At 59.6% G+C, this 25,502-nt stretch carries 23 protein-coding genes; 7 read left to right on the top strand and 16 right to left on the bottom strand.

The window, feature by feature from the left end; translation table 11 throughout:
* Positions 1-13: 13 nt before the first annotated feature.
* Genes OU26_RS02445 through mraZ form a run of 4 tightly spaced genes read right to left on the bottom strand, consistent with a single transcriptional unit; the run spans position 14 to position 3,822 of the window.
* A complete protein-coding gene (locus tag OU26_RS02445; protein ID WP_033498844.1) occupies positions 14-1,816 on the bottom strand; it encodes a peptidoglycan D,D-transpeptidase FtsI family protein in 1,803 nt (600 codons plus the stop codon).
* Positions 1,813-2,274: a cell division protein FtsL gene (gene ftsL / locus OU26_RS02440; protein WP_026646196.1), complete on the bottom strand. Its 462-nt coding sequence runs from the start codon at positions 2,272-2,274 to the stop codon at positions 1,813-1,815. The genes OU26_RS02445 and ftsL overlap by 4 nt, the downstream gene beginning before the upstream one ends.
* Position 2,275: 1 nt before the next feature.
* A complete protein-coding gene (gene rsmH / locus OU26_RS02435) occupies positions 2,276-3,307 on the bottom strand; it encodes a 16S rRNA (cytosine(1402)-N(4))-methyltransferase RsmH (protein WP_026646197.1) in 1,032 nt (343 codons plus the stop codon).
* On the bottom strand, positions 3,307-3,822 hold the full coding sequence (gene mraZ, locus OU26_RS02430) for a division/cell wall cluster transcriptional repressor MraZ (RefSeq protein ID WP_026646198.1): 516 nt from the start codon (positions 3,820-3,822) through the stop codon (positions 3,307-3,309). Before mraZ ends, rsmH begins: the two co-directional genes overlap by 1 nt.
* A gap of 260 nt (positions 3,823-4,082) precedes the next feature.
* Between mraZ and OU26_RS02420 the strand changes: the two genes are divergently transcribed.
* Both OU26_RS02420 and serA read left to right on the top strand, forming a co-directional pair.
* Positions 4,083-6,362: a HelD family protein gene (locus tag OU26_RS02420; protein ID WP_026646200.1), complete on the top strand. Its 2,280-nt coding sequence runs from the start codon at positions 4,083-4,085 to the stop codon at positions 6,360-6,362.
* Between the two features lie 10 nt (positions 6,363-6,372).
* Complete coding sequence (gene serA / locus OU26_RS02415; RefSeq protein WP_026646201.1) at positions 6,373-7,572, top strand: phosphoglycerate dehydrogenase; 1,200 nt, start codon at positions 6,373-6,375, stop codon at positions 7,570-7,572.
* Between the two features lie 104 nt (positions 7,573-7,676).
* Here serA and nrdR read toward each other — a convergent pair whose 3' ends face one another.
* The gene (gene nrdR / locus OU26_RS02410) at positions 7,677-8,141 is read right to left on the bottom strand and encodes a transcriptional regulator NrdR (RefSeq protein ID WP_026646202.1); all 465 of its coding nucleotides are present in this window, start codon (positions 8,139-8,141) and stop codon (positions 7,677-7,679) included.
* A gap of 46 nt (positions 8,142-8,187) precedes the next feature.
* Entirely contained in the window at positions 8,188-8,490 is a 303-nt protein-coding gene (locus OU26_RS02405; protein WP_152571293.1) for a LysM peptidoglycan-binding domain-containing protein, read from the bottom strand.
* Between the two features lie 150 nt (positions 8,491-8,640).
* Between OU26_RS02405 and lexA the strand changes: the two genes are divergently transcribed.
* Positions 8,641-9,354, top strand: coding sequence for a transcriptional repressor LexA (gene lexA / locus OU26_RS02400; protein WP_026646204.1), 714 nt, complete (start codon positions 8,641-8,643; stop codon positions 9,352-9,354).
* Between the two features lie 147 nt (positions 9,355-9,501).
* On the opposite strand, the gene OU26_RS02395 is transcribed toward lexA, so the two are convergent.
* From OU26_RS02395 to hflX, 3 genes are all read right to left on the bottom strand, one after another.
* Positions 9,502-10,443: a cation diffusion facilitator family transporter gene (locus tag OU26_RS02395; protein ID WP_026646205.1), complete on the bottom strand. Its 942-nt coding sequence runs from the start codon at positions 10,441-10,443 to the stop codon at positions 9,502-9,504.
* A gap of 317 nt (positions 10,444-10,760) precedes the next feature.
* A complete protein-coding gene (locus tag OU26_RS02390; RefSeq protein WP_026646206.1) occupies positions 10,761-11,723 on the bottom strand; it encodes an L-lactate dehydrogenase in 963 nt (320 codons plus the stop codon).
* 262 nt (positions 11,724-11,985) lie between these two features.
* Entirely contained in the window at positions 11,986-13,446 is a 1,461-nt protein-coding gene (gene hflX, locus OU26_RS02385; RefSeq protein WP_152571298.1) for a GTPase HflX, read from the bottom strand.
* A 129-nt stretch (positions 13,447-13,575) separates the two neighbouring features.
* Between hflX and OU26_RS02380 the strand changes: the two genes are divergently transcribed.
* Positions 13,576-14,220 carry a class I SAM-dependent methyltransferase gene (locus OU26_RS02380; protein WP_033498864.1) on the top strand — a complete coding sequence of 215 codons (645 nt, stop codon included), beginning with the start codon at positions 13,576-13,578 and terminating at the stop codon, positions 14,218-14,220.
* Positions 14,217-18,326 carry a DUF3418 domain-containing protein gene (locus tag OU26_RS02375; protein ID WP_026646209.1) on the top strand — a complete coding sequence of 1,370 codons (4,110 nt, stop codon included), beginning with the start codon at positions 14,217-14,219 and terminating at the stop codon, positions 18,324-18,326. Before OU26_RS02380 ends, OU26_RS02375 begins: the two co-directional genes overlap by 4 nt.
* 44 nt (positions 18,327-18,370) lie before the next feature.
* On the opposite strand, the gene OU26_RS02370 is transcribed toward OU26_RS02375, so the two are convergent.
* The 4 genes from OU26_RS02370 to OU26_RS09615 all read right to left on the bottom strand — a co-directional run bounded on the left by OU26_RS02370 (position 18,371) and on the right by OU26_RS09615 (position 21,999).
* Entirely contained in the window at positions 18,371-19,447 is a 1,077-nt protein-coding gene (locus tag OU26_RS02370; protein WP_026646210.1) for a hypothetical protein, read from the bottom strand.
* Positions 19,448-19,528: 81 nt separating this feature from the next.
* Positions 19,529-20,620 (bottom strand): hypothetical protein, encoded by a 1,092-nt coding sequence (locus OU26_RS02365; RefSeq protein WP_081815622.1) that lies wholly within the window; start codon positions 20,618-20,620, stop codon positions 19,529-19,531.
* Between the two features lie 22 nt (positions 20,621-20,642).
* On the bottom strand, positions 20,643-21,284 hold the full coding sequence (locus tag OU26_RS02360; protein WP_033498840.1) for an ATP-binding cassette domain-containing protein: 642 nt from the start codon (positions 21,282-21,284) through the stop codon (positions 20,643-20,645).
* 22 nt (positions 21,285-21,306) lie between these two features.
* Entirely contained in the window at positions 21,307-21,999 is a 693-nt protein-coding gene (locus OU26_RS09615; RefSeq protein WP_051592905.1) for a hypothetical protein, read from the bottom strand.
* A gap of 252 nt (positions 22,000-22,251) precedes the next feature.
* Here OU26_RS09615 and OU26_RS10435 point away from each other — a divergent pair, with 252 nt between their 5' ends.
* Entirely contained in the window at positions 22,252-22,959 is a 708-nt protein-coding gene (locus OU26_RS10435; RefSeq protein WP_051592906.1) for a hypothetical protein, read from the top strand.
* Between the two features lie 72 nt (positions 22,960-23,031).
* On the opposite strand, the gene OU26_RS02345 is transcribed toward OU26_RS10435, so the two are convergent.
* The 3 genes from OU26_RS02345 to OU26_RS02335 are packed head-to-tail and all read right to left on the bottom strand — an operon-like array spanning position 23,032 to position 24,177.
* Entirely contained in the window at positions 23,032-23,286 is a 255-nt protein-coding gene (locus OU26_RS02345) for a hypothetical protein (RefSeq protein ID WP_152571292.1), read from the bottom strand.
* 8 nt (positions 23,287-23,294) lie between these two features.
* Positions 23,295-23,519 carry a hypothetical protein gene (locus OU26_RS02340; protein WP_026646215.1) on the bottom strand — a complete coding sequence of 75 codons (225 nt, stop codon included), beginning with the start codon at positions 23,517-23,519 and terminating at the stop codon, positions 23,295-23,297.
* A 1-nt stretch (position 23,520) separates the two neighbouring features.
* Positions 23,521-24,177, bottom strand: coding sequence for a response regulator transcription factor (locus OU26_RS02335; protein ID WP_026646216.1), 657 nt, complete (start codon positions 24,175-24,177; stop codon positions 23,521-23,523).
* Between the two features lie 554 nt (positions 24,178-24,731).
* Here OU26_RS02335 and OU26_RS02330 point away from each other — a divergent pair.
* Positions 24,732-25,451 (top strand): hypothetical protein, encoded by a 720-nt coding sequence (locus OU26_RS02330; protein WP_152571291.1) that lies wholly within the window; start codon positions 24,732-24,734, stop codon positions 25,449-25,451.
* Positions 25,452-25,502: the final 51 nt, after the last annotated feature.

Below are 25,502 nucleotides of genomic sequence, written 5' to 3'. Positions count from 1 at the left end.
GTTATGTGCTCACTCACCAAGTCACCGGAATAGCATCCGTGCGTGGCGCGGAAGCCGGCACTTCGTACTTCTGCATAAGGAATTCACCAATCTGCGCGGTGACCGGACCCGCCGTCAAGCCACCGAAGCTGCCTTGCGGATCCTTGAGCACCACGGTGATGACGAATCGCGGATCGTCGGCGGGGATGATCGCCGAATAATCGCTGATTATAGAGCTCAACCGGCCATCCGTGCCCGCGACCTCGGCCGTACCCGACTTCGCCGCTATGCGGTATCCGTCGACTTTCACGAAATTGCTGTAGTAATCCGAAACCGATTCCATGGCGTTGAGGATCTGGCTCGCCACGGACTCGTCGATGACCCTTGTGGCTTCGGACTTCGGCTTCTGCTCTTCGACATGGCCGTCCGCATCGGTAATGGATTTGATGATGCGTTGCGGTTTCCTCACGCCCTTGTTGGCGATCACCGCGACCGCATTGGTCAATTGCATGACGTTCACCGTGTATCCCTGGCCGAAGAGCACGGTGTTCCTAGTTCGGGCGTCCCAGCTGTCCGCCGGATACAGCACGCCTTCGGACTCACCGGGCAGGTTCAATCCAGTGTCCTGTCCGACACCGAACTTCCTGATGAAGTCGTATCGCTGCTCGTTGGTCATTTTGTCTCCGGCGAGGATCATGCCGACGTTCGACGACTGTTGGAGGATACCGGCGAGTGTCCAATGCTCGGCGCCATGCGTCTCCGCATCCTTATAGGACTGTCCGTCAGCCGTTACCGTGTCCGGAACCGTGAACTTGTCATCGATCTTGTGCAGACCCAACTGCAGCATGCCCGACATGGCCAGCACCTTGCCGATGGAACCGGGCTCGAACGTCTCGCTCACCGCCCGGGAAGCCCCCATCTTCGCCTGGTCGCTTCCGGCCTCGACCGTATCACTGTCGGCCAAGGCGAGGATATCGCCCGAACGCACGTCCTGGACCATGGCGATGCCCCATGCGGCCTGGTACTTGCTTTCGCTGTCATGCAGCACCTTCTCGGCATACCATTGCACATCGCGGTCGATGGTCAACGTCACGTCGGATCCGTTGACCGCCTCCTTGGATTCGGTCATGGTTCCCGGAATCTCAACGCCGCTGTTGCCCTGCTGATAGACCTGATAGCCGTCCTGACCGGTCAGCGTCCTGTTTTCCATCTGTTCGACGCCTGCGACGCCCTTGCCGTCGGAGTTGACGCCGCCGAGCAGCGAGCCCATCAGGGAACCGTTGGAATACAGGCGCTCATTGCTGAGTTCCGCGTATACGATTCCTCCGAGATTCAGTTTCGAGATCTTGCGTTTGACAGCCGGGGTCACGTCCTTCTTGAGCACCACGTATTGTCCGCTGATCGACAGCATGGCACCCAATTCCGTGGCATCCATACCGAGCACCGGCGCCACCAGGCGCGCCACGGCGGCGGCTCCGGTGACTCCCACCGGTTTGCCGTTGATCTGATGGCAGTTATCTCCTGTCTGTTTGGTGCAGGTGGTCGGCACAAAGGCCTGGGCCTGCTCCGGGTTGCCGATGATGGTGTAGCGTTCGACGCTTTGCGCGAGAATGGCGCCATTGGTGTCCAGAATCTTGCCTCTCCGAGCCTTCAAGGTCACCGAGGTGGTTCGGCTCTGCGCCGCGGCCTGCGCCATGCTTTTGCCGTTGACCAGCTGGATGTCGGCGAGCCTGACAAGGCAGGTCGTGCCCATCAATGCCAGGATGATGCCGATGGCCATGGTCTTTGTCAGCAGATTCTTATGGAAGAACGCGTAAATACGGCGGAAGGGATTCACTTGGCGTTGTCTCCGCTCGCATTTGCCTGGTATCCGTTCAGATCGATGGTCAACGCACCTTTCTGCGGAACCATGCCCATGTCCTCGGCCTTGCTCGGAAGCGAGGCGTCAAGCTCGTCAAGCTTGGCCTGATCGTCCTCGACGTCCTGGGTCAGTTTGGTGATGCTTGCTTCGATCCGGCTTGCCTCGAAGGAATTCTGCACCATCTGGGTACGCAGCATCAGCGATCCGAGCAGGCAAACGCCCAGGAACACCGCGGCGATGACCAGATGCAGCAGAGGCGTGCTGCGGGTACGGGTCCATGTGATGAGCTGCTCGAATCCACGGCGGACGCCGCTGCTTTCGCTCTGGGTTCCTTTGACGACATGCAATTCGGGACGCGTGGTGCCGACGCCTTCCGTCGGGCGCCTGCGTCCGGCGGGAGCCGCATTCGATGCGATCGTTCTTGGTGCTGCCACTTCAGCCCCTTCTTCCTTGTCTGGTCATAGTCGAGTAATCAGTGCTTTGATCGAACCGCTTCCGCCATCGTTCGGGAATGGGTCTGATCAGCTCCACTGCGCGCAATCGGACGGACGCCGACCTCGGATTGCCGGCAATCTCATCCGCGTCAGCCTTGATGGCGCCTCGCGTCAGCTCCTTGAAGAACGGCATCATATCCGGCGGGACCACCGGCATGTCCGCAGGCGCGTCGACTTTAAGGCCTTGGCTCATGAAGGTCTTGACGGTCTTGTCCTCCAACGAGTGGTACGACTCCACCACCAGACGTCCGCCCACGGCAAGATGGTTGGCTATCTGCGGCAATGTGCCGGCCAGCTTGTCCAGCTCTCCGTTGACTTCGATGCGCAGCGCCTGGAACACACGTTTGGCGGGATTGCCGGCAGGACGATGCGCCTGCGGAACGACCTCGTCCACCAGACGATTGAGCTGGCCGGACGTCGTCAGCGGCTCGGTCTCACGGCGATGCACGATTTCCCTGGCGATCTGCTTTGAGAAGCGTTCCTCGCCATAAGTGCGGAAGATACGTGTCAGGTCGGCGAACGAATATTCCGCAAGCACCTGTTCGGCGGTCAGCGACTGGGCCACATCCATTCGCATGTCGAGCGGCGCGTCATGCGAATAGGAGAATCCCCTGTCCGTCTCGTCGATCTGCAGACTGGACAGTCCAAGATCCATGAACACGGCGTTGACCTTGTCGATGCCTTGATCATCCAGCACTTGGGAGAAATCGTCGAACGCCGCATGCACAGGGATGAAACGATCGGCCAGGCCCTCCGTTTCCATACGCTTCGTGGCGAGCGCGAGCGCCTCGGAATCCCTGTCGATGCCGATGAGACGCGCCTCGGGACTCGCCTTGAGGAACGCAGTGGAGTGTCCGGCCAAGCCAAGCGTGCAATCCACTACGATGGAGCCCGGCTTAGTCAAAGCGGGCGCCATCAGATCCACGCAATCATGAAGCAGCACCGGTTGGTGAATAGTCGTCACGTCAGTCATCAGAATCCCATCGCCGGCAATACGTCATCGGCAATGTCGGAATATCCCTGCTCCTTGTCGGCCAAGTAATCCTCCCATGCCTGTCTATTCCAAATCTCAGCCCTGGTGCCCACGCCGATCACCACGATGTCGTCGCCCAGACTCGCGTAATCGCGCAGCATCTGAGGCACGAGAACACGTCCTTGCTTGTCGGGATCCTGGTCGACCGCGCCGGACAGGAACACACGCAGATAGTCACGTGCCGCCTTGTTGCCCATGGACGTGCGCTGTATCCGCACCGCGATCCGCCTGAATTCGGATTGCGGCAACAGATAGACGCACCGCTCCTGACCGCGTGCCATCACCATGCCGGAACCCAGCTGGGCACGGAATTTCGCGGGCAGTGCCATGCGTCCCTTGGCGTCGATCTTCGGAGTGTAGGTCCCCAGCAACAGCGGCGGCAGATCGTCCATCAATCCGGCGGATTGCGCGGAATCACCGTCAGAGATGGGCTCTGTTCCAATGTTCTGGACCATCGCCGCACCTCCTTTTTCACCATCGTCCGGGCACACCAATCCCAAGCACTTTCACCACTTTACCCCACCGCTCACCATTTTTCCCCACAAAAAGCAAAAAAACGTCAATGGGCACCAAGTTTCCCCATATTCCGGACTGGTCGTCCCTTCTCCTACAGCCGCACATACGCCGGTCCAGCGCGTCATACGCGCATTCCGGAACGTTCGTAGAAGCCTTGGGGTACATTAGATTGCCTTGAGTTTCAGATGAAGGGACAGCAATGTCGAGTTATTCCGCCCAATTGCAGGAAGAGCAGCAGGCCGTCGACCGCGCGTACGACCGTCTGGACGCGTTGAGGGCCCAGGCACGGTCACGCCTCGACACGGTGCGCGCCGCGGGATCACATGGCTCGCCCACGCAACGCACCGAGCGCGACTCCTTCGCCACCATGTACGAGGATCGGCTCACGCAGCTGCGCGCCGTGGAGGACCGTCTGGTGTTCGGCAGACTCGACGACGTGCACGGCGCCCATCGATACATCGGACGCATCGGCCTGTCCGATGAGAACCATGAGCCGATCCTCACCGATTGGCGCGCCGACGCCGCACGCCCGTTCTATGAGGCGACTCCTTCGAGTCATGGCGACATCGTGATGCGCAGGCACATCACGCTCAATTTCAGGGAAGTGGTCGGTGTCGAGGACGAGGTGCTTGACGTGCATTCCGACCAGGTCGGCGAAGCCTCCTCCAACGGGACATTGACCGGCGAAGGCGCGCTGCTCGCCTCGCTCAACGCGAAACGCACCGGAAAGATGACCGACATCGTAGCCACCATCCAAGGCGAGCAGGATCGCATCATCCGAGCCGATCTCAACCAGGCGGTGGTGGTGCAGGGAGGCCCGGGCACAGGCAAGACCGCGGTAGCGCTGCATCGCGCCGCCTATTTGCTGTACACCCACCGACGCGCGTTGCAGCGTTCCGGAGTGCTGGTGGTCGGTCCCAGCTCGACGTTCCTGCATTACATCGACCAGGTGCTTCCCTCGCTGGGCGAAACGGGAGTGGTCAGCCGTACCATCGCGGATCTGATTCCCGGCATCATCGCCACCGCCCACGACGAACCGCATGCGGCGAAGCTCAAGGGCGAACGCCGCATGGCCAAGGCGATAGCCAATGCCGTGGCATCACGCGAACGCGTCCCCTCGCATCTGCCGTCCATCCGGATCAACGGCTTCAACGTGCCGATGCTGCGCACGGATGTCGAACAGGCCCTCGCCGACGCCAAACGCACCCGTCAACCGCACAACAAGGCACGCGAGACCTTCGTGCGCGACATGCTTTCTTCGATGCGCAACCGGTACGTCGAACAGCTTGATTACGAACCGGAGCAGGCCGAGCTTAACGACGTGACGCAGCAGCTGCGCATGAGCGACGGCCTACGCAGGACATTGAACCTCGCATGGCTGCCGATGACCGGCGAATGGCTTGTGGACCAATTGTTCGCGAAGCCGGAGCAATTGCGCCGGTTCGCACCTTGGCTGGAGGAACGCGATATAGCGTCGCTGACACGACCGAAGGGTTCGCCGTTCACCGTCAGCGACGTGCCGCTGTTGGACGAGGCCATGGAATTGCTTGGCCCCGACCCGAAGGCTGTGGCCAAGCAGAAGGCTTTGGACGCCAAGCGCGCCGAAGAGGAGCAGTTCGCCAAGGACACGCTGGCTCAGAACGGCATCGGCAACGGCATCGTCACCTCGCAGATGCTGGTGGACAACATCAACGGCATGGACGCCGAATTGACTGCGCAGCGCGCGGCCGCCGATCGCGAATGGACCTATGGGCATATCGTGGTGGATGAGGCGCAGGAATTGACGGCGATGGATTGGCGCATGCTAATCCGCCGATGCCCGTCGCGCTCGTTCACGATTGCGGGCGATGTGGCGCAGACGTCCGCTTTGGGCGGTACGCGTTCCTGGCGCCGCATGATGGATCCGTTGTTCGGCGAACGGAACTGGCAGCTCAACGAATTGACCATCAACTACCGCAATCCGAAGGAGGTGTCGCAGCTTGCCGGCGATTTCGCCTCCGGCGAAGGCCTGTACATCTCCACGGTGAACGCCGTGCGCGGCGTGCCCGATTCCGTCAAACGTCTCACTGTCCGCGATGATGGCCTGCTTGAGGATGCGGTCGCCCAGCAGACCATCGATCTGGTGCGTGAATACGTCGCATCCGACGGCACCGGACGCGTGGCGATCATAGCGCCCGACGGAATGCTCAAAACGTTGCGGAGACGCGTATACGCCCAGCTCCAGGAGGAACTCACCGCGAAGGAGTTCTCCCGTCTTGAGGAGCAAAGCTCCTGGGACGAACAGGTCACCGTATGCTCCACGCAGACCGTGAAGGGTCTGGAATACGATGCCGTGATGGTGGTCCAGCCGGGACGGATCGAGCAGGACGCGCCATCGCGCATCGTCGCGGCTTCCGACCTGTATGTCGCCATGACGAGGCCCACGCAGCGTCTGCTTATAGTGCGGACAAAGGATGACGAAAGTCTGCTCGAGCTATAAAGTAGGAACCATGCCCAAAGCATTATTACTTGAAAACATCCATCCCGACGCGGCGCAGTCGCTGCGCGACCATGGCTTCGAGGTGCAGTGCCTTAAAGGAGCCCTCAGCGAGGACGAGCTGATCGACGCGTTGGAAGGCGTCGATCTGCTTGGCATCCGCTCCAAGACCGCTGTGACCCGCAAGGTCATCGACGCCCGTCCGACACTCACCGCGATCGGCTGCTTCTGCATCGGCACCAACCAGGTCGACCTCGAATACGCGGGCAAGAACGGAATCGCCGTCTTCAACGCCCCATACTCGAACACTCGCTCCGTGGTGGAGCTTGTCATCGGTGACATCATCTGCCTGATGCGTCGTATTCCGGCGCATACGCATCACATGAAGCATGGCTTGTGGGACAAGTCCGCCTCCGGCTCCCATGAGGTCCGTGGCAAGACCCTTGGCATCATCGGCTACGGCAATATCGGATCCCAGCTTTCCGTCATCGCCGAAGCGCTCGGCATGCGCGTGGTGTTCTACGACATTGAGGAGAAGCTCGCCATGGGCAACGCCCATCGTTGCTCCACGTTGAACGAACTGCTGGAGCAGTCCGACGTGGTCACCCTGCATGTCGATGGGAGAAAGTCGAACACGGGTTTCTTCGGCGAGGACCAGTTCGAGCATATGAAGCAGGACGCCATCTTCATCAACCTGTCCCGCGGTTTCGTGGCCGACTTGGATGCGCTGAAGAAGCATTTGGATTCCGGCCACCTGTCCGGCGCCGCGGTGGACGTCTTCCCCGTCGAACCGAAGAAAACCGGCGACGAGTTCCTGACAGACCTCGCGAACGAGGACAACATGATCCTCACCCCGCATATCGGCGGTTCTACCCTTGAGGCGCAGAAGTCCATCGGACAGTTCGTGTCCCAGCGTCTTGAGGACTACTGGTTCAAGGGATCCACCATGCTGTCGGTGAATCTGCCGCAGATCACATTGTCCGGCATCAAGTCGAACTTCCGCATCGCCCATCTGCACGCCAATCTGCCCGGTGTGCTGGCGCGAGTCAACCGGGTGCTGGGCGAGGATGGCATCAACATCGCGGCTCAGGCTCTCGGAACTGAGGGCGAGCTTGGATATGTGGTCACCGACGTGGCACAGCGTCCGGATCAGAAGGCGCTTGATCAGCTCGCGTCCATCGAAGGCACGATTCGCATGCGTGTAATCAGCTGACGTACCCACGGTGTTTTCCTCTCTTATGAAGAAGTCCTCCAACATCATCGGTTGGAGGACTTCTTCATAAGAGAGGAATCGACATCACATGCCCGTATGAGTCATCATTCGTCCACATCGTTCGATTCCATGCCGTTCAATTCATCGATGGCACGCTGGAAATCATCCAGATTCTCGAAATTCTGGTAGACGCTTGCAAAACGCAGGTACGCGACCATATCAAGATCGCGCAGCGGTTTCAGAATGGCTTTCCCGACTTCTTCCGACTTGACCTGCGCCAGTCCGCGGGAACGAAGATCCTCCTCCACCTTCTGCCCCAGCATCTTCAGATCGTCCTCGTTGATGGGACGGCCTTGGCACGCTTTGCGCACGCCGGCGATCACCTTGTTGCGATCGAATTGCTCGACGTTTCCGGAACGCTTCACCACCAATAACATGGTCGTCTCCAAGGTGGTGAACCGTTTGGAGCATTTCGGGCATTCGCGCCTACGGCGGATGGAATGGCCGTCATCGCTGATACGCGTATCGACAACCTTGGTGTCTGGATTCTGACAAAACGGGCAATGCATGTCTTACACAATAGCCCGAACCCTTGAAATAAGCCCAACCGCGGCCCTACGCCTCATCGGGGACGATAAGCCGCTGTCCGGCGTGCAGGGATGCCGTATCCAAATCGTTCAAACGCATCAGCTCATCCACCGTGTCTCCGACATTGCCGCCTTCATGCGTGATACCCGAAGCGTACTTCCACAACGTATCCCCCGGCTGCACGGTGTATACGGTGACCGAAGCGGGTTCCGAAGCCGACCGCATCTGATGAACGGGAACAACCTCCACAGCGCACCAGAAAGCAATGAACGCCAGAAAGGCCATGCCAAGCGCGCCGCCAATCCGTCCATGCCCCATCGCCTCATCCATCGCAACACTCCTTTCGAACAATTGTTCTATCGAACGCTTGTTCAAAGTATGGCACAAATGTTCGAATATTGCAAACACACCTCGAACAGATGTTTGATTTTCTCGGCGTTTCGCGTTATGCTTCTGAGAACACATCGAAAGGAGCCCACCGTGAGCACCATCCCATTCACGCCCAGAACAGCCGCGGAACGTCCGGATGAAAACACGTTGACCGATCGTCAGCGCAAAGTGCTTGACGCCATCAAAACGCATCTGGCCACGCAGGGCTTCGCTCCCTCATTCCGTGAAATCGGCGAGGCCGCAGGATTGAAAAGTCCCTCGTCCGTCAAACATCAGCTCCAAGTCCTCGACGAAAAGGGCTTCATCCACATGAACGCCAACAAAGGCAGAGCCATCGAGGTGGTGGAATACGACGACGAGCCTTCCAGCGGCAAAGTTGCTCAGGTCATCCCGTTCCCGTCCCAGGAAGACGAAAACGGCTCCATCATGGCATCGCATGACGTCCCTCTGGTCGGTCGCATCGCAGCAGGCGTTCCCATCACGGCCGAACAGCATATCGATGACGTGATGCGTCTTCCGGAGCGCCTGACGGGCACCGGCAACCTGTTCATGCTGGAAGTGCACGGCGATTCCATGATCGACGCAGCCATCTGCGACGGTGACTTCGTCGTCGTCCGCGAGCAGAACAGCGCGGAGAACGGTGATATCGTCGCCGCCCTACTGGATGATGAGGCCACCGTCAAGACATTCCGCAAGGACCATGGGCACGTCTGGCTCATCCCGCATAATCCGGCATACTCCCCCATCGACGGAACTCATGCGGAGATCATGGGCAAGGTCGTCACCGTACTGCGCAAGATCTAATCCTCAAGCGGGACCAGTCATCACTGGTAGAACAGGACGACGACCAAAAACGGCCACGTCGGAACCCGGCTGCCCCACGACTGCATTTCCTACAGGTTTTCGATACGGCGACGCCGCAGGCAGCCGTTCGGGCAAGCCTGCGCATAATCACAGATGAAGGCCTTTTCGGCTGTCCGAATCGTATCCTTCCGGCTCCAACTGGAAAGTGGTGTGAGGCACCGACACCGGGAAATGCTCACGCAGACAGCTCTGCAGCTGGTTGAGGATGTCCGCGGCATCATCCATGGTGAGTCCACGCTCCACCACCACATGCGCCATGACGACTGGCATGCCCGTGGAAACGGTGATGGCGTGCAGGTCATGCACCGCGACGACATGCGGTGCCCGTCCAAGATGCTCGCGCACCTTGTCCAAATCCAGATCCTGCGGGGTCTCCTCCAACAGCACGCGTACGGCGTTGCGAAGCAGCACGAATGCGCGTGGGATCATCATCAGCGCGATGATGCCGCCGGCGACCGCATCAAAACCGGTCCATCCCGTCGAGATCAGCACGATGGCAGATACGATCACCGCCACGGAGCCCAAAGCGTCGTTCATGACCTCAAGGAAGGCGGCTTTCATATTCATGTTGTCCTCGCTTTGGCCGGCGAGGATGAAGATGGACCCGATGTTCGCAGCGAGACCAAGGATACCCATGAAGAGCAGCAGCCGGACATCATGAACCTCGTCACCCGTTCCGCCGAAGAGACGCATGCCCGCTTCGACAAGCGCGTAGATGCCGACGATGAGCAGCACGAGCGCCCCCACTGCGGCGGTAAGCACTTCGAGACGCGCCCACCCCCAAGTGCGTCTGCTGCTCGGCCTGCGCTGCATCAGCACCGCCGTGACGGTGGAGGCGACAAGCACCGACATGTCGGTGAGCATGTGTCCGGCGTCGACCAGCAGCGTCAAGGATCCTGCGATGACGGCGCTGATCACTTCGGCGACGAACACCGTGGAGGTCAGCCCCAACGACATCATGAGTCTTTTTTGGTGTTCGGCTCCGCCTTTCGCCATCGCGGCGTCCACGCCGGCGTGATTATGTGCCATGGGGTTCCCTTTCGTCCGCGGCCTTGATCCACAGTTATTGAAACCGCTTCTCAATACCATTTTCATTCGGCCCAAAACGCAGGAAACCCCAGCCCGAAGGCTGGGGTTTCCGAAGTCCGTTGACAGTCTAGCGACTCATCATCCCGCTGTCAATCATCACAACAAAAAAACGGCAACGCAGCTGGCACTCCGTTGCCGCAAACAAAAATAAGAAAAACACGGCAACGCGTGTGTCAGCAAGGCGCCCAGAGCGAAGGCGTACGAAGGTACGTCGAGCTCTGAGCAACGCAGCTGGCACTCCGTTGCCGCGTTTTGCATCAGAAGCCGAACTGGGCGGCGGTCTCCTTCAGGGTCTCCGCGGAACGCTTCAGGGCGGCAAGCTCACGGTCGGACACCGGGGTGTTGATGGCGGTATTGACGCCGGAGCGGTTGAGCAGGGTCGGCACGGACATGCACACGTCGGAGATGCCGTGGAAGTCGTGCAGCATGGAGCTGACCGGCAGGATGCGGTTGGAATCGCGCATGACGGCTTCGATAATGTCCACTCCGGACATGCCGATGGCGTAGTTGGTGGCGCCCTTGCCGTTGATGATCTTGTATGCGGCGTTCTTGACTTCCTGGTGGATCTGCTCGCGCACGTCGGCGTCCAGCGGATCGTGGCCCGGCAGCGGGGTCCAGTCGCACATCGGGACGCCACCGATGGTGGCGGAAGCCCACAGCGGAACCTCGGAATCACCGTGCTCGCCGGCGATGTAGGCATGGACGTTCTTGACGTTGACGCCGGTCTGCTGGGCGATCAGGAAGCGCAGACGAGCGGAGTCCAGGTTGGTGCCGGAGCCGAAGACCTGGTTCGCCGGCAGGCCGGAGATCTTCTGGGCGACATGGGTCGCGATGTCGACCGGGTTGGTGATGAGCATGTAGATGGCGTTCGGGGCGACCTTCACAAGCCCCGGAATGATGGCCTTGAGGATGTTGATGGTGGCACCGACCAGCTCGAGGCGGGACTGCCCCGGCTTCTGGCGCGGACCGGCGGTGATGACGATCATGTCGGCGTCGCGGCAGATCTCCGGATCGTCGGAGCCGTCGATGGTCACGGTCGGATAGAAGCTGGAACCGTGCTGCATGTCGAGGACCTCGGCCTCGACGCGCTCCTTGGCGATATCCTCGAGCACGATCTCACGTGCGACGCCACGCTGAGCAGCAGCGAAAGCGAGAGTGGAGCCGACTGCGCCGGCACCGATGATAGCGAGCTTCGTGGGCTTGATAGGTGAATCCACCATGTGCTTTACCTCTCTTTGAGCAAGAAGAACTTCCCGCGCGTGGCAGGGTATTTCTCTTATCGATTTCATCTTTACTTTATCCATACAGCATGACGTTTCGCCATGGATTCACATGAATCACAACCAATGAAACGTGATTTGCGTCACAACTTTTGTGAACGTTCACATACACTGTGCCCATTGAATTCCGGCATTTGCAATCTGTTGCATTGTTTGCAAAAATTTCCGTCGGCAACCGTCAAAAAAGCTCCAATCGGAAGACTCATCCGATGGCCTGCTCCACTATCTTCGCGGCCAGCTGGTCGTCAACCTCCGCTTCAAGCATCATGCCGTCATCGCGGTATTCGACGTTGACCACCTTGCCATACTCGCGCACGCGCGACATGAGCGACCCGGCCGTATACGGCAGCAGCGCCTCGACATGCACGTTCGGCGTCGGCAGCATCGATTCGACATGCTCGCGCAACGCATCGATCCCCTCCCCCGAGAACGCGGACACGATATGCGCCTCAGGCATCAGAGCTCCGATACGCTCACGCACGGCCTCGTCCATGCGGTCGGCCTTGTTGAACACCACAATCGTGGGAATCGTCTCGACGCCGTCTATGTCGGCGAGCACGTCATCCACCGCGTCGATCTGCGAGAACGGGTCGGGATGCGATCCGTCAACCACATGCACGATGAGATCCGCATCGGAGACCTCCTCCAGCGTGGATTTGAACGCCTCGATCAACTGCGTGGGCAACCGGCGCACGAAGCCGACGGTATCCACATATGCGTACAGTCGTCCGTCCTTGGCCTTCGCCCGGCGCACGGCGGTGTCCAAGGTCGCGAACAGCGCGTTCTCCACCAATTCCGTGGAACCGGTCAGCCGATTAGTCAACGACGATTTGCCCGCGTTCGTGTAGCCGACCACGGCCACCGTCGGCAGTCCGAACCGTCGCCGGGCTCCGCGTTTGACGTCACGGGCCGGCGCCATATCGGCGATCTGCCGACGCAGTTTCGCGATCCTGCTGCGGATCACGCGACGATCCATCTCGATTTTCGTCTCGCCCGGACCGCGGGAGCCGATGCCAGCGTCACCCGCCGCGCGGCCGCCCGCCTGACGCGACAGTGATCCGCCCCAACCGCGCAGTCGCGGCAACATGTATTCAAGCTGCGCCAGCTCGACCTGCGCCTTGCCTTCCCGCGAAGTGGCATGCTGAGCGAAGATGTCGAGGATGACGGCGGTACGGTCGACGACCTTCACTTTGGTGGCATCCTCCAGCGCGCGACGCTGGCTCGGCGGAAGATCATCGTCGACGATGATGGTGTCGGCCTCGTTCTGCGCCACAATGCCGGCCAATTCACGAGCCTTGCCGGAGCCGACGTAAGTGGCCGCATCCGGCTTGATGCGGTGCTGCAGCAGACCGTCGCACACCACAGCACCCGCGGTTTCGGCGAGCGCGGCGAGCTCCCTGAGCGATTCCTCGGCGGCGCCCTGCGTGGTCTCGCGGCTGGACCATACGCCGACGAGCACCACGCGTTCGAGCCTGACCTTGCGGTATTCGACTTCGGTGACATCCTGGATCTCGCCAAGACCAGCGACATGCTTCAATGCGTTGCGGGACTCACGTTCCTGCCACTGCTCGTCGTGGGCCTCCCGGAGGCGTTCCCCGCCGTCGGTATCAAGCAGCACTTCGGATTGGTCGGCGAGCACTCCCCCGACTTCGCCTGCGGTCATGCTCTGCTCGATATCGTTGTCTTGGCTCAATGGCACCTCTCACGGTTGAACTATGGTGTCTTTATTATCATCATTGTCTAGAGACATGGGCATCACCGTTTTCGCCACGTGGACGCGATTACCGCGCGGATGCCGGATGACGAACGTTTGCAAGGAGATAGCATGGCACAGGCCGAGCAGTATTTCGCGGCGGAACCGCAGTCGAAGGACGTGCGCAGGAAGCTGCATGTCACGTTGCGTGGCAATGAGGCGGATGTGGAAGTGTCGAACGGCGTGTTTTCCGGCAATCGTGTGGATTTGGGCACGTCGGTGCTGCTACGCCATGCGCCGGAGCCGCCTGAAGAGGGCACGTTCCTTGATCTGGGCTGCGGTTGGGGTCCGATCGCGCTGACGTTGAGTTTCGAATCGCCCAAGGCCGATATTTGGGCGTTGGATGTGAACGAACGCGCGCTTGAGCTCACGCGCCGCAACGCCGAGTTGAATGGCATGGGCAATATCCATGCCGTCACTGCCGAGCAGGTTCCGGCCGATCTCACGTTCGACCTGATCTGGTCGAATCCGCCGATTCGCGTCGGTAAGGAGGTTCTGCACGAGCTGCTCATGACGTGGCTGCCGCGGTTGAACGCGGGCGGTGCCGCCTATCTGGTGGTGCAGAAGAACCTGGGTTCCGATTCGTTGATTCCGTGGCTGGCCGCACAACTGGGCGACGGGTATGAGGTAGGCAAGTACGCGAGCTCGAAAGGCTTCCGCGTCATCGAGGTTGTGAGGGCATGAGATTCGAATATCCTTCCGAACTGCCGGTTTCCGCGGCTCGCGACGAAATCGCCGAAGCCGTCAAGTCGAGCCAGGTGGTGATCGTCTCCGGACAGACGGGTTCCGGCAAGACCACGCAGCTGCCGAAGATCCTGCTTGAGCTGGGGCGCGGTTCGCACGGCAGGCAGATCGTGCACACGCAGCCACGCAGGCTCGCCGCGCGCACCGTCGCCGAACGAATCGCCAGCGAAATGGGAGTAAAGCTGGGTGAGGAAGTCGGCTACCAGGTGCGGTTCACCGACGAAAGCTCGCCGAAGACACGGCTGCGCGTCGTGACCGACGGTATTCTGCTGGCGCAGATCCAACGCGATCCGAAGCTCATGCAGTACGACACGATCATCATCGACGAGGCGCATGAGCGCAGTCTGAACATCGATTTCCTGCTCGGCTATCTGACGGCGCTGCTGCCCAAGCGGCGCGATCTGAAGCTGGTCATCACGTCCGCGACGATCGATTCGGTGAAGTTCCAGGAGCATTTCGAACACGCGCTGCACACGAAGGTGCCGGTAATCGAGGTGTCGGGACGCACGTATCCGGTGCAGATCGTGTATGAGCCGTTGGGCACCGCGCCGGCGCTGATGCGTTCCGTGCCGGGTTTCGAAACGGGCGCGATGCCGGGAGACGCCGACTACGAGGCGCTGTCGGCCGTGCCCGATGGCAGGGATGGCCGCGATTCGCGCGACACGAACGTGGACATGCCCACCGCGGTGGCGCGCGCCTGCGCCGAACTGGTGATCCATTCGAGCCATGAGCGTGGACCGCGCGATATTCTCGTGTTCGCCTCCGGCGAGCGCGACATCCATGATTTCGAGAACGCGTTGCGCCGCCACTATGGGCCGCGCGCGGCGGATATGCGCCGTCCCGATGCGATCGAGATCGTGCCCCTGTTCGCCAGGCTGTCCTCGAAGGAGCAGCATAAGGTGTTCGAACCGCACACGCATCAGCGCATCGTGATCGCCACGAACGTGGCCGAAACGTCGCTGACGGTGCCGGGCATCCGCTATGTGGTCGATCCAGGCACGGCACGCATCTCCCGCTATTCGAAGACGGCGAAGGTGCAGCGTCTGCCGATCGAGCCGATCAGCCAGGCGAGCGCGAACCAGCGGTCGGGCCGCTGCGGCCGTATCGCCGACGGCATCGCGATCCGTCTGTATTCACGTGAGGATTTCGAGACACGTCCCGAATTCACGGAGCCTGAGATCCTGCGCACGTCCCTGGGCGCGGTCGTCCTGCACATGCTGTCGGTGGGCGTGGCGCGCACCGCGAAGGATGTGACGGATTTCGGTTTCATCGACCCTCCGGACATGAAGGCCGTGTCGGATGGCTTCAACGAGCTGACCGAATTGAAGGCGGTGGCGCGCAGACACGGCGAGGTGGTGTTGACACATACCGGCCGCCTGCTGGCGCGTATACCGATCGACGTGCGTCTGGGACGCATGGTCATCGAAGCCGCGAAGTCGACCACGCCGAACACTCTGGCGGCGGTGCTGGTAGTAGTCGCGTTCCTGAGCCTGCAGGATCCGCGCGAACGTCCCGACGAGAACCGTGAGGAGGCGGACCGCATCCATAACCGGTATGCGGACCCGACCAGTGACTTTCTGACCGCGTTGAACCTGTGGGACCGCGTGTTCCAAGCGGATGGCGAGCCGAGCAATTCCGCGCTGCGCCGCATCTGCAAGACCGAGTACTTGAGTTGGCTGCGCATGCGCCAATGGAAGGATTTGGTCGCCCAGCTGCGCGAAATGTGCCAGGAGTTCAAATTCAAGCTTGGCGAGCCGATTCCCGTGTCCCGTCCACCGTTGGAGATCCGCCAGCTGCCGCTTAACCAGCAGGCAGCGCATTCGCTGTGCTGCTCATGGGACGCGCAGGGTATCCACACGTCCATGCTTTCCGGCCTGCTGTCCATGATGGGCATGCAGGTCACGCGCGAGCCGAAGGCATCCGATTTCGCTGGTTTGAAGGGTGCGGCACGCGCTCGTGCGATGAAACGCGCGCAGAAGATGGCGAAGAACGACTATCAGGGCGCGCGCGGCACGCATTTCGCCCTGTTCCCCGCCTCCGCCGTAGCCAAATCGACACCGCAATGGGTGATGAGCACCGAACTGGTGGAGACAAGCCGACTGTGGGCGCGGTATTCCGCGCAGATTGATCCCGCATGGGCGGAGCCGCTCGCCGGAGCACTCACCCGTACCACGTACGCGGATCCGCACTGGTCCGGTTCGCGCGGCTCGGCCGTGGCGAGCGCGAAGGTGCTCCTGTACGGCCTGCCGATCGTGCAGGACCGCACCGTGCAGTGGGGGCGCATCAATCCGCTTGAGGCGCGCGATTTCCTCATCCGGCAGGGTCTGGTGGAGGGCGACATCCAGCAACGGTTCTCCTATGATGATTTCGTCACCAGGAACCGGGACATCCTCGAGGATGCCGCCGATGATGCGAGCCGCACCCGCCAGGTGGCGCAGACCGTCGGTGACGAGGATCTGTTCGACTTCTACAACGCCATCATCCCCAACACCGTCACCAGCGTGGCCGATTTGGCGAAATGGTGGAAGACGAAGCACGACGAGCAGCCCGATCTGCTGGATTTCGATCCGGACAAGGTGGAGCGTCTCGCCGGCTCCGATTCGGTGTCCCTGGACGACTATCCCGACCATTGGCATACGCTCGGCACCGACGGCTCCCCCATCGATCTAAGGTTGAGCTACATCTACGACCCGCACGACCCAAACGACGGCGTCACCGTGCATGTGCCGTTGAAAGCATTGTCTCGGCTGACTCCGGAACAGTTCTCGTGGAATGTGCCGGGATTGTTGGACGAGCTGATCGTCGGCATGATCAAGTCGCTGCCGAAAACGTTGCGCGTGCAGTTCGTGCCCGCTCCGGACACGGCACGCAAAATCCGCGCCTGGATCGACGAACGCTATCCCGACCTGCCGGGCTCCGGCAGCCAGCAGAAGCCTAACATCGCCCCCGAAAACGAGGATGGCATGGCCGCATGGCCCGACCTGCCGCACGTGTTCACGCAGGCGGCCATCAGTATCGTCGGCGCGCAAATCCACCCGGAAGTCCTCACCGGCGAACTATGGAACAAGCTCGCGCCATACCTGCGCATGACCTTCGCCGTGGAACAGCAGCTGCCGCCCAACCGCAAGAACCAGCACGGCCGACGACACGCGCGAGGACCCGTCAAAACGCTCGGCACCGGCAAATCACTCGTCGAACTGCAACGCAGATTCGCCGAACAAGCCAAAGCCTCCGCACGCCACATGGTCGAAAAACAAGCCCGAAACGCAGGAGACCAAGGCAAGTTCGTCGAACAAGCCAACCTGCTCAACAAAGCGGGAGCGACCACCGAAGCACGCGCCACCATGCTCTGGCAAGGCGCGCTCGACACGCTGCGCCTGCCCGGTGAACGCATCTCCTCACGCTGGCTCGGCACGGAAGCGCTCATGCTCGCCTCTGCCCCCTACAAGTCCACGAAGGAGCTCACCGAAGACCTGCAGCTGGCAGCCGTCAAACGGCTCCTGCCCAACATCGACCAGCTGCCCGACGACGAAGCGCTCGCCGACGCAGTGCTCGATGTGCGCGAAGTGTACGAGGACACCGTGTACGCGGTGGCGCATGACGTGATCGCCATACTGAAACGGTATGCGGAAGTCGACAAAGCCGTGTCCGGCAAAGCGGACCTGCCACTGCTGAGCGTGCTGCAGTCGATCCGCGAACACATCGCCACACTCGTATACCCCGGTTTCATCGGCAAGACGCCGCCAGAGGCATTGCCGTCCATCGAACGATACCTGCACGCCGACCTGCTGCGCCTCACCAAGGCGAAAAACGACAAGAACCGCGACGTGCGATGGGCTTGGGAAGCCGACGAAGCCAAACAACTTGCCGACAAGGCCGTGGCGAAAGCACAACGTGAACCAGCCGGCCCACGCCACGAAACGCTGATGAAGCAGGCGGAAACCGTACGTTGGATGCTGGAGGAATTCTACGTGTCCCTGTGGGCACAGGAACTCGGCACGCCGAAACCGATCAGCCTGCAACGCATCAAAAAGACGATCGCCTAGCCACCAGCCAAACCCCAACGGATTGTTCCGTTTCTTCAACCCCGTCAACGCTTCTTGAAGAAACGGAACAACTGCGATTCACGAATCAACAACCCCACCAATAGACTCGCCACCATGACACCGGCGAACACAGCCAACGGCGTACGCACCGCAGCCGCCAACACCGCCACCCAATCGGACCGGCTCATCCGCACCGCATACGCCAACAACAACGCACACGAAGCAAACGTAGCCAGCCCGGCCCAAACACCGGTCTCCACACCAATACCCAGCAACTGCGCACCCTTCGACTGCCCCGAATGCAACGCACCCGCATACTCCAACCTACGCCGGCGCACACCAAACACACCAACCAACACGCCAATCGCCAACCCCACCCACGGCATCCACCGCGTCGAACGATTCACATACGACGCACGCGCGTCATAATGCGCATCAAACCCCTTATTCACCTGCGTCACACCCGCATTCGACGAGCCGGAACCCGCCACCAACGTGGCATACAGCAGATTTTCCATCTGCCCATCAGACGGCCACTGCTTGACCCAGCATTCGTCAAACGTCGAAGCGCTCGCCGACACCGGCACGATGAACGCGTATGCGAAGCGTGTGTCACGTCCATCGTTTGGCCAGTCGAACACACCCGCCACACGCATGGTGCCTTCGCGTGTCCGCAATGCGCTGCCCACGGCAAGCCCGAAGTCCTTGGCCACGTCGCGCGGCACCCATACGCCGGACACGTCGGCCTTGGCGTTGCCGGCGATCAGCCGGATCATACCGGGCGTCACGTCATACGATGAGATGTCCTTGCCGGGTGTCGCGAGTGGCACGACCTGTTCGCCGGCACGCATCGCGCCAGCCAAGGTGCCCGTCATTCCATCGCCGGCGTCGGACAACCGGTCGCATGCGGTGCCATCCACCGTTCCACCGACGATGGCGTTGACGTCAGCGTACGCGTTGATGCGCTGCACGGCCTGCGATTCCAAGTCGATCACGGTCATCGCCTCATATCCGCCCAGCAGCGTTCCGGAGAGCAGCACGGCGAGGAACATGGCGAACGCGCGGCTCACGCCCGAGCCGATGTTGCGCAGCGCTTCGGAAAGCACCGATCCAAGTCTCACATACGCTCCCTTATTGGCGGTTTCATGCGGTTTTCACACTGTTTGGCGAAGCTCAACGGTTTCTTGCGATTCGTCCGCCGACTATTTGCAAACCAGCCCGTTGAGCCCGCTGCCGATTTCGACGTTGGCGATCGCGGACACGTCGGCATCCTGCGTCTGCACCAGACTCACGCCTAGCTCACTGCCCACGATGGTCACCTTCACCGGCGTATTGGACGCATTGTGGGATTTTGGTACGATGCAGCCGCTGCTGCCGTCGATGCCAAACACCGCTCCCGCCGGCACACGCAGCACCTGTAATGGTTCCTTCAATGCCACGGTGGCATCGAGACCGGCCTTTTTGGTCTGCATGTCCATGGACTGGAACGTTTCGTTTGCCGACACATTACGCAGGAATTCGGCGTCGGTGATTTCCGTGCTATCGGCCGGCAATATTCCATTGACGCCATACATGCTTATGGTGCGATCCTGTCCTACCGCCGCGCCGTTTTTCACGGTGAGTTTCGTCAACGCTCCCGGTATTTTTCCGATTGCCGTACCGCCCGTCACCATGGAACCGGTGGTGGCCGTCCACTCGTCGACCGCGACTGCGTTTTCAGGAATCCACATGGTGTCGGCAAGCGCAAGCGTGCCGTCGGAGGGGTTGCCGTTGTCGTTCATGAGTTGCCGCCAGCCGTCGGATGTTGCCCACCAGTAGGTGTCGGAACCGGCCACGCTGTTGTATCCGAGTCGGCTCAGCTCGTTGTTCAGTGCGAGCACGTCGTCGCCCTTGTCTCCGGTTTTGAGGTCACGGTATAGGGGTGTGGCGGTGTTCAAGGCCACGACCACGCGGTCGTTGACTTTGTATGCGCCTTTGCCGGAGGCGAGTCCGTCTGCGGACCAGTCGGCGGTGACGGTGCCGTTGGCGTTGCCGAGAAGATTACGTTCGGTGGAGATGGTGGGCACAACCGTCACTTGCTGGCTGCCGGAGTATTCCTGCACGCTGGCTGGCGCGGTGGTCGTCTCCCCTGCCGAGCCGAGCAATGCCGGCGCGCGGTCTGGCAGGAGCAGCGCGCATGCTCCCACGGACACGCATATGGCGGTTGCCACGGCGAGCAGGCTCCAAGCCCATGCGAGTCGTCCGCGTCTGGCACCGTTGTTCATGACTTTGGTGTCCCGTTGCTTCTTTCCCATGAGTCGATGCCTTTCTATTCGTCTATTCTTCCAATTCCGATTCCTGCGATTTGCTGCCGCCTGGCGCGTAGTCGGCGAGGTCGAGCACACGGTCGCAGGCGTCGCGGGTGTCGGGATCGTGTGTGGCCACGAGCACGATCATGCCTTGGCCGGAAAGGTTGTTCAGCACATGGCTGACGGAATGCGCGGTGCGCGTATCCAATTGAGCGGTCGGCTCGTCCACGAGCAGCATGTCGGGTTTGGAGCAGACGGCGCGTGCCAGCATGAGACGTTGCGCCTCGCCGCCGGAGAGGTCGGAGAACCGGCGGTCGGCCGCGTATTCGAGGTCGAACAGCCCCATGGCTTCCAAGGCTTTGAGCTCCGCTTCCTTGCGCCGCATGCCTTTGGCAAGCAGCGGGAACACCACGTGGTCGAGCGCGGTGCGTTCCGCCACACCGTACGGGTTTTGAAACACCCATCCCACACGGTTCACGCCTTCACGGGTTACGGTTCCGGCATATGGTTTCTCCCAACCGGCGAGAATCGACAGCAATGTCGATTTACCACAACCGGATGGTCCGCATACCGCGATGGTGGAGCCAGGTTCCGCCACGAAATCAAGATGCTCGAACAGCAGGTCTGTCCCCGGGAACCGGTGGGCCAGCCCTTCCACGACCACTCGCATATGAGCCCCTTCGCGCATCAGACTACTTCAGCGGATACCAGACCGTCTCATCCGAGGCGGTCACGTTCACTCCGGCCGTCACCAAGCAGGTCAGCGCCTTCCTGTTATCGCGCAGTCCTGCGCTTTCTCCGGATTCCAAATCCTTCTCCAGCTTATCGGCGGTGTAGTCTTTGGGCTTTATGCCTTCCTTGCGCAGGCAGTCGGCCGCAACCTCCTTGTCGTCGAGCAGCAGCTTCGGATTGTCCAACTGGAGCCTGTACACGGTGTTGATATCCGTGACATGCAGCATACTGCAGGATGTCAGATCGTCATTGAGTTTGCGGATCGCCTCTTTGCTGGCGTCATCGGTGTTGTACGAGGGCAGAGCGTAAATGCCGTTGTCGTACTTGTCGAACGTCGGCTCGGCATAGCCTTTGTCTATGATGCACTGCTTGTAATCCGCCCATGCGCGTTCGTAGTCGGCTTGGCTGACTTTTCCGCCTGAAGCGGCCTTCTCCAGCGCGGACTTCTGCTGATCGGATATTTTGCCGCCGTCGGAATCCAACAACGATCGCGCATAGTCCTTCAGCGACGACGCGATTCGTTCACCCTGTTGCGATGATTGACCCTGCTGGGATTGACGCTCCCGTCGCGAGCCTTCTTTCAGTGCCCCGCAGCCCGTGCAGCCGACAAGCAAAGCGAGACAGCATATGACGGCAACAGCTTTGCCACGCATGCCCGTTTTCCTCGACATCGTCATCAGCCCCCTCACAAACGACGCAGCCGTCAGGCCGCCATGGCCCGCTTTACCCCTATTCTATACCCCCAAGACTTGCCTCCATGCGCGGCATACCCAATATGGGTATGTAAACCAGGTGTTCCCCAGCATCATCCATTGAATCAATTGACGGCATCCATCATCATGCGCCATGTCGTGCGATTCGATCCGCGACATCATGTAAGCGGCATATGTGTAGAATTGACCCGTATGATGTTGAGTATTGACGAGCGCGACCTGAAAGCCAAACTCAATGAGCATAAAAGTCTCATTGGCGTTGGCTCCGTTGGTGACGGAATCGCCAATCTCATCGCCGGGATCTTTTATATTCTCACGGCATGGACGACCGACGGTCTGACTATGCCCTTGAAGGTGGCGTTCACGGCATGCGGATCGGTAATCGTCGTCATGGGTGTGGCTGCGATTCTTTCCAAAAGACTCAGCGCATCGAAACTATATAAGGAAATCATTGCAATGAACAGAAGAGCCAGTTCGCTCATCGCGGTCAGGGACGGTGCCGACGAGCAGGCAAACCGTTATCTCACTTATTATGACCAGCAATGGGAGTGTTGGTTCCTGCCGAACCATAGCTCATCCGGCTCATATGAAGAAGACAAAACCAAGCTCATCGGATATATGACATCGGAATTCAAGATTCCCTCCGATGCGTTCGACGTAAAATTCGTCGGTACTTCCACCAACACGAAATGGTCCACGGAGCATCAAGAGGAACGCACATACGATTACAGGCTGTATCTGGCTTCTGTGACACATCTGCCTGAATCGTGGAGGACTGACGGAGAATTCCAAGTTGGTTCCAAACGTTGCAGATGGATGACGGTTGACGACATGATCGCCGATCCCAAAATCAACGACATCAACCATGACGTCATTCATATGCTGAAGGACAGTATCTGAATCGTTGCCGATAGCGTTGTCGGATGGTGTTCCATCCGACATTCTGCACTCCCACTCCGCGCCGGAAAGCCATCAGTCAAACGGAATGCGCGCGTGGAACATCCATATGCCGTTCTCGCAATCGGTGGAAAGACTTCCTCCGATATGCTCGATTTCAGCCGCGAACTGTCTGAGACCATGGCCGCCGGGCAGACCGCCGGAATGCCGGGCACCCATATCATTCACTTCGGTGATTTCCAAGGAATGCGTCTTCACCAGAACCGACACCTCATACTTGCCTCCGGAAGGCGCATGACGCGAAACGTTCGCGTATACCTCGTCAATCAACCGGCCGATCACATCCTTATGATAGGCATACGGACGTGCGCACGGGACCAGAAATAGGCGAGACCGGTCAGCATAATCTGCATGACGGTAAACATCAATGCCATTGGCGAACCGGGGTGGCACACCGCCTCATAAACCATCAGAAGTTCGCACGTCATGATGGCCGCAAGACGGAACGGATGTTTGATTCGCGGCATATCCGGCCACCGGAGCTCTTTGTTCTTTCCGGTCATGTCAGCGCTCGTTCCCATGTTTCAACCATGTGATGATGGCTTGCCGTTGCGTACGGCAGTTCAGTCGTTTGACGATGTTCTGCATGTGCTTGCGCACGGTGGCGATGGATATGCCGAGTCGTTCGGCTATCTCGCCATCCGTCAGATATTCATTCGCGCACAGGTTCATGATGGTTTCTTGCGTGTTGGTGAGCGTGGACTCCGCTTGAGTATCGCATTTCAGCTTCGCATAAGCCGCCATCGAAGTTTCAAAACCGGGCAGGAAACATCCTGAAAGGACACGGGAGACGGCTTGTTCGAGCTGCGTCTCGTCACCTTTACCGACAAGCCCCTGCGCGCCAGCCGCCGCCAGCGGCACGCGATACCGGTTCAGACTGAAGCTGGTCATGCCGAGAATCGGCGTGGAACAGTCCATCAACCGCATGCGACGGCAGACTTCCGGGCCTTGCATACCTTCCAACGACATATCAAGCAGCACAAGAGCATATTGGTCGGCATTTGATGCAAACAATTCCAAAGCCTCAACGCCGCTGGTAGCCGAATCGACGATACCCACCGCCGGAAGAATCCGCTTGAATAGGTCAGTCAGCGTCTCGATGACGATTTTGTCATCGTCAACAAGCAATATCTTCGGACCACCAACCGTTTTCCCCGTCATGGTACAACGCTCCTTCCCCTGAGAAACACCCCCCTACCGCAATACAATACATCATTTCATCACCGCCCCTTACTCATATTGAGTACATCGTTCGCAATAACCCCGTAAAACAACTCATATCATATGAATCACCGGGCCACGGCGGCCCGATATGATGATGAAAGGTGGACGATGATGTCCTGGATGAAACACAATAAATTAGCGAAAACAATTGCCGCATCAATAGCAGCTGTCGGAATATGCTTCGGCGCCACTGCCGTGGCGAGTGCTGTATGTCGGTACCCTGTCACCAGTGGCTCATATAGCGAAGGCCCTTATCATGTTGAATGGAGTGTGCAACCGACAAGTTCACATGTAAGGACTCAAACCGATTACCATAACCAATATTGCTACGCACAGCAAGATAGGACTCAACATTCGCAGACAAGCAGAGCGCTCGCTAAGCAACATTGCTCCGCCTCAGTTAGCGGAGGCTCTTCATTGACTCAAAATGACTATGTTGAATATTATCAGTATTAGGAAGCTCGATCGCCATGCGGAATGGAATAGTCCATGTGTTGAGAAACATCACCACATGCTTGGTAGGCATAACTCTTATCGGCTGCGCGGGCTGTGGGGTGGCTGTCGACCAGCAGGATACGAAACAGCCGACCGGAAGTGCCGGCAGCGACACATCCAAAGCCAAAATCGCGAATTCGATACCGGATTACATCGATTTCCTTCTTGATTTGGACGCCAAACCCGATACCAAATATCCCATGAGTGACGCACAGAAAACGATTCTGAAGCGTTCCAGAAAGTCGGGAAGCGTATCGAAACCGGATTACGAGCTTGCCTGGTCGAATTACAAGCAGTGCGTGACCAGCTATGGGTATACGACACCGGTGCTCAGGCAGTTCTCCAATGGCCTGTACATGATCGCCATGCGGGATACCACCGGCATGAGCGACCAACAGCGCAAGAAGTTCAACGCGGATGAGAACAAATGCTATAACACTGAAGTCATTGCGGTGACCGGTGTATACCAGATGCAGATCGGCAATCCCGGCATGCTTTCCGATGGCGACCAGGCCATGGTCGATTGCCTGCATAAGGCCGGTATCGTGCCGAAAAACTACGACAAGGAAGCGTACAAGAAGGATCTGGACGCGCACGCCAAAAACCAGCCCACCACAGTGGATTTCTCAAACGCGGAAATGCAAAGCTGTTGGGTGGCGAACGGCGCGTCGTTCGGGGACGTCAATGACACCGATCAGTGGAAGCCGCTCGGCTGACCGCCGCGTTCCCGTCATGCATCAGCAGACGACCGTAAGCCCTGCATGATT

The organism is Bifidobacterium ruminantium DSM 6489, assembly GCF_000770925.1.
GTDB classification, from domain to species: domain Bacteria; phylum Actinomycetota; class Actinomycetes; order Actinomycetales; family Bifidobacteriaceae; genus Bifidobacterium; species Bifidobacterium ruminantium.
The sequence above is the reverse complement of the archived record's forward strand: the minus strand, read 5'-3'. Positions and strand labels throughout refer to the sequence as shown.

What these genes read in the sequence shown, in the direction of transcription:
- rsmH (WP_026646197.1), bottom strand. Translation starts at nt 3,307, where the DNA reads ATGACTGACGTGACGACTATTCACCAACCGGTGCTGCTTCATGATTGC.
- mraZ (WP_026646198.1), bottom strand. Translation starts at nt 3,822, where the DNA reads ATGGTCCAGAACATTGGAACAGAGCCCATCTCTGACGGTGATTCCGCG.
- OU26_RS02420 (WP_026646200.1), top strand. Translation starts at nt 4,083, where the DNA reads ATGTCGAGTTATTCCGCCCAATTGCAGGAAGAGCAGCAGGCCGTCGAC.
- serA (WP_026646201.1), top strand. Translation starts at nt 6,373, where the DNA reads ATGCCCAAAGCATTATTACTTGAAAACATCCATCCCGACGCGGCGCAG.
- nrdR (WP_026646202.1), bottom strand. Translation starts at nt 8,141, where the DNA reads ATGCATTGCCCGTTTTGTCAGAATCCAGACACCAAGGTTGTCGATACG.
- OU26_RS02405 (WP_152571293.1), bottom strand. Translation starts at nt 8,490, where the DNA reads ATGGATGAGGCGATGGGGCATGGACGGATTGGCGGCGCGCTTGGCATG.
- OU26_RS02395 (WP_026646205.1), bottom strand. Translation starts at nt 10,443, where the DNA reads ATGGCACATAATCACGCCGGCGTGGACGCCGCGATGGCGAAAGGCGGA.
- OU26_RS02390 (WP_026646206.1), bottom strand. Translation starts at nt 11,723, where the DNA reads ATGGTGGATTCACCTATCAAGCCCACGAAGCTCGCTATCATCGGTGCC.
- hflX (WP_152571298.1), bottom strand. Translation starts at nt 13,446, where the DNA reads ATGACCGCAGGCGAAGTCGGGGGAGTGCTCGCCGACCAATCCGAAGTG.
- OU26_RS02380 (WP_033498864.1), top strand. Translation starts at nt 13,576, where the DNA reads ATGCCGGATGACGAACGTTTGCAAGGAGATAGCATGGCACAGGCCGAG.
- OU26_RS02375 (WP_026646209.1), top strand. Translation starts at nt 14,217, where the DNA reads ATGAGATTCGAATATCCTTCCGAACTGCCGGTTTCCGCGGCTCGCGAC.
- OU26_RS02365 (WP_081815622.1), bottom strand. Translation starts at nt 20,620, where the DNA reads ATGGGAAAGAAGCAACGGGACACCAAAGTCATGAACAACGGTGCCAGA.
- OU26_RS02360 (WP_033498840.1), bottom strand. Translation starts at nt 21,284, where the DNA reads ATGCGAGTGGTCGTGGAAGGGCTGGCCCACCGGTTCCCGGGGACAGAC.
- OU26_RS09615 (WP_051592905.1), bottom strand. Translation starts at nt 21,999, where the DNA reads ATGCGTGGCAAAGCTGTTGCCGTCATATGCTGTCTCGCTTTGCTTGTC.
- OU26_RS10435 (WP_051592906.1), top strand. Translation starts at nt 22,252, where the DNA reads ATGATGTTGAGTATTGACGAGCGCGACCTGAAAGCCAAACTCAATGAG.
- OU26_RS02340 (WP_026646215.1), bottom strand. Translation starts at nt 23,519, where the DNA reads ATGACCGGAAAGAACAAAGAGCTCCGGTGGCCGGATATGCCGCGAATC.
- OU26_RS02335 (WP_026646216.1), bottom strand. Translation starts at nt 24,177, where the DNA reads ATGACGGGGAAAACGGTTGGTGGTCCGAAGATATTGCTTGTTGACGAT.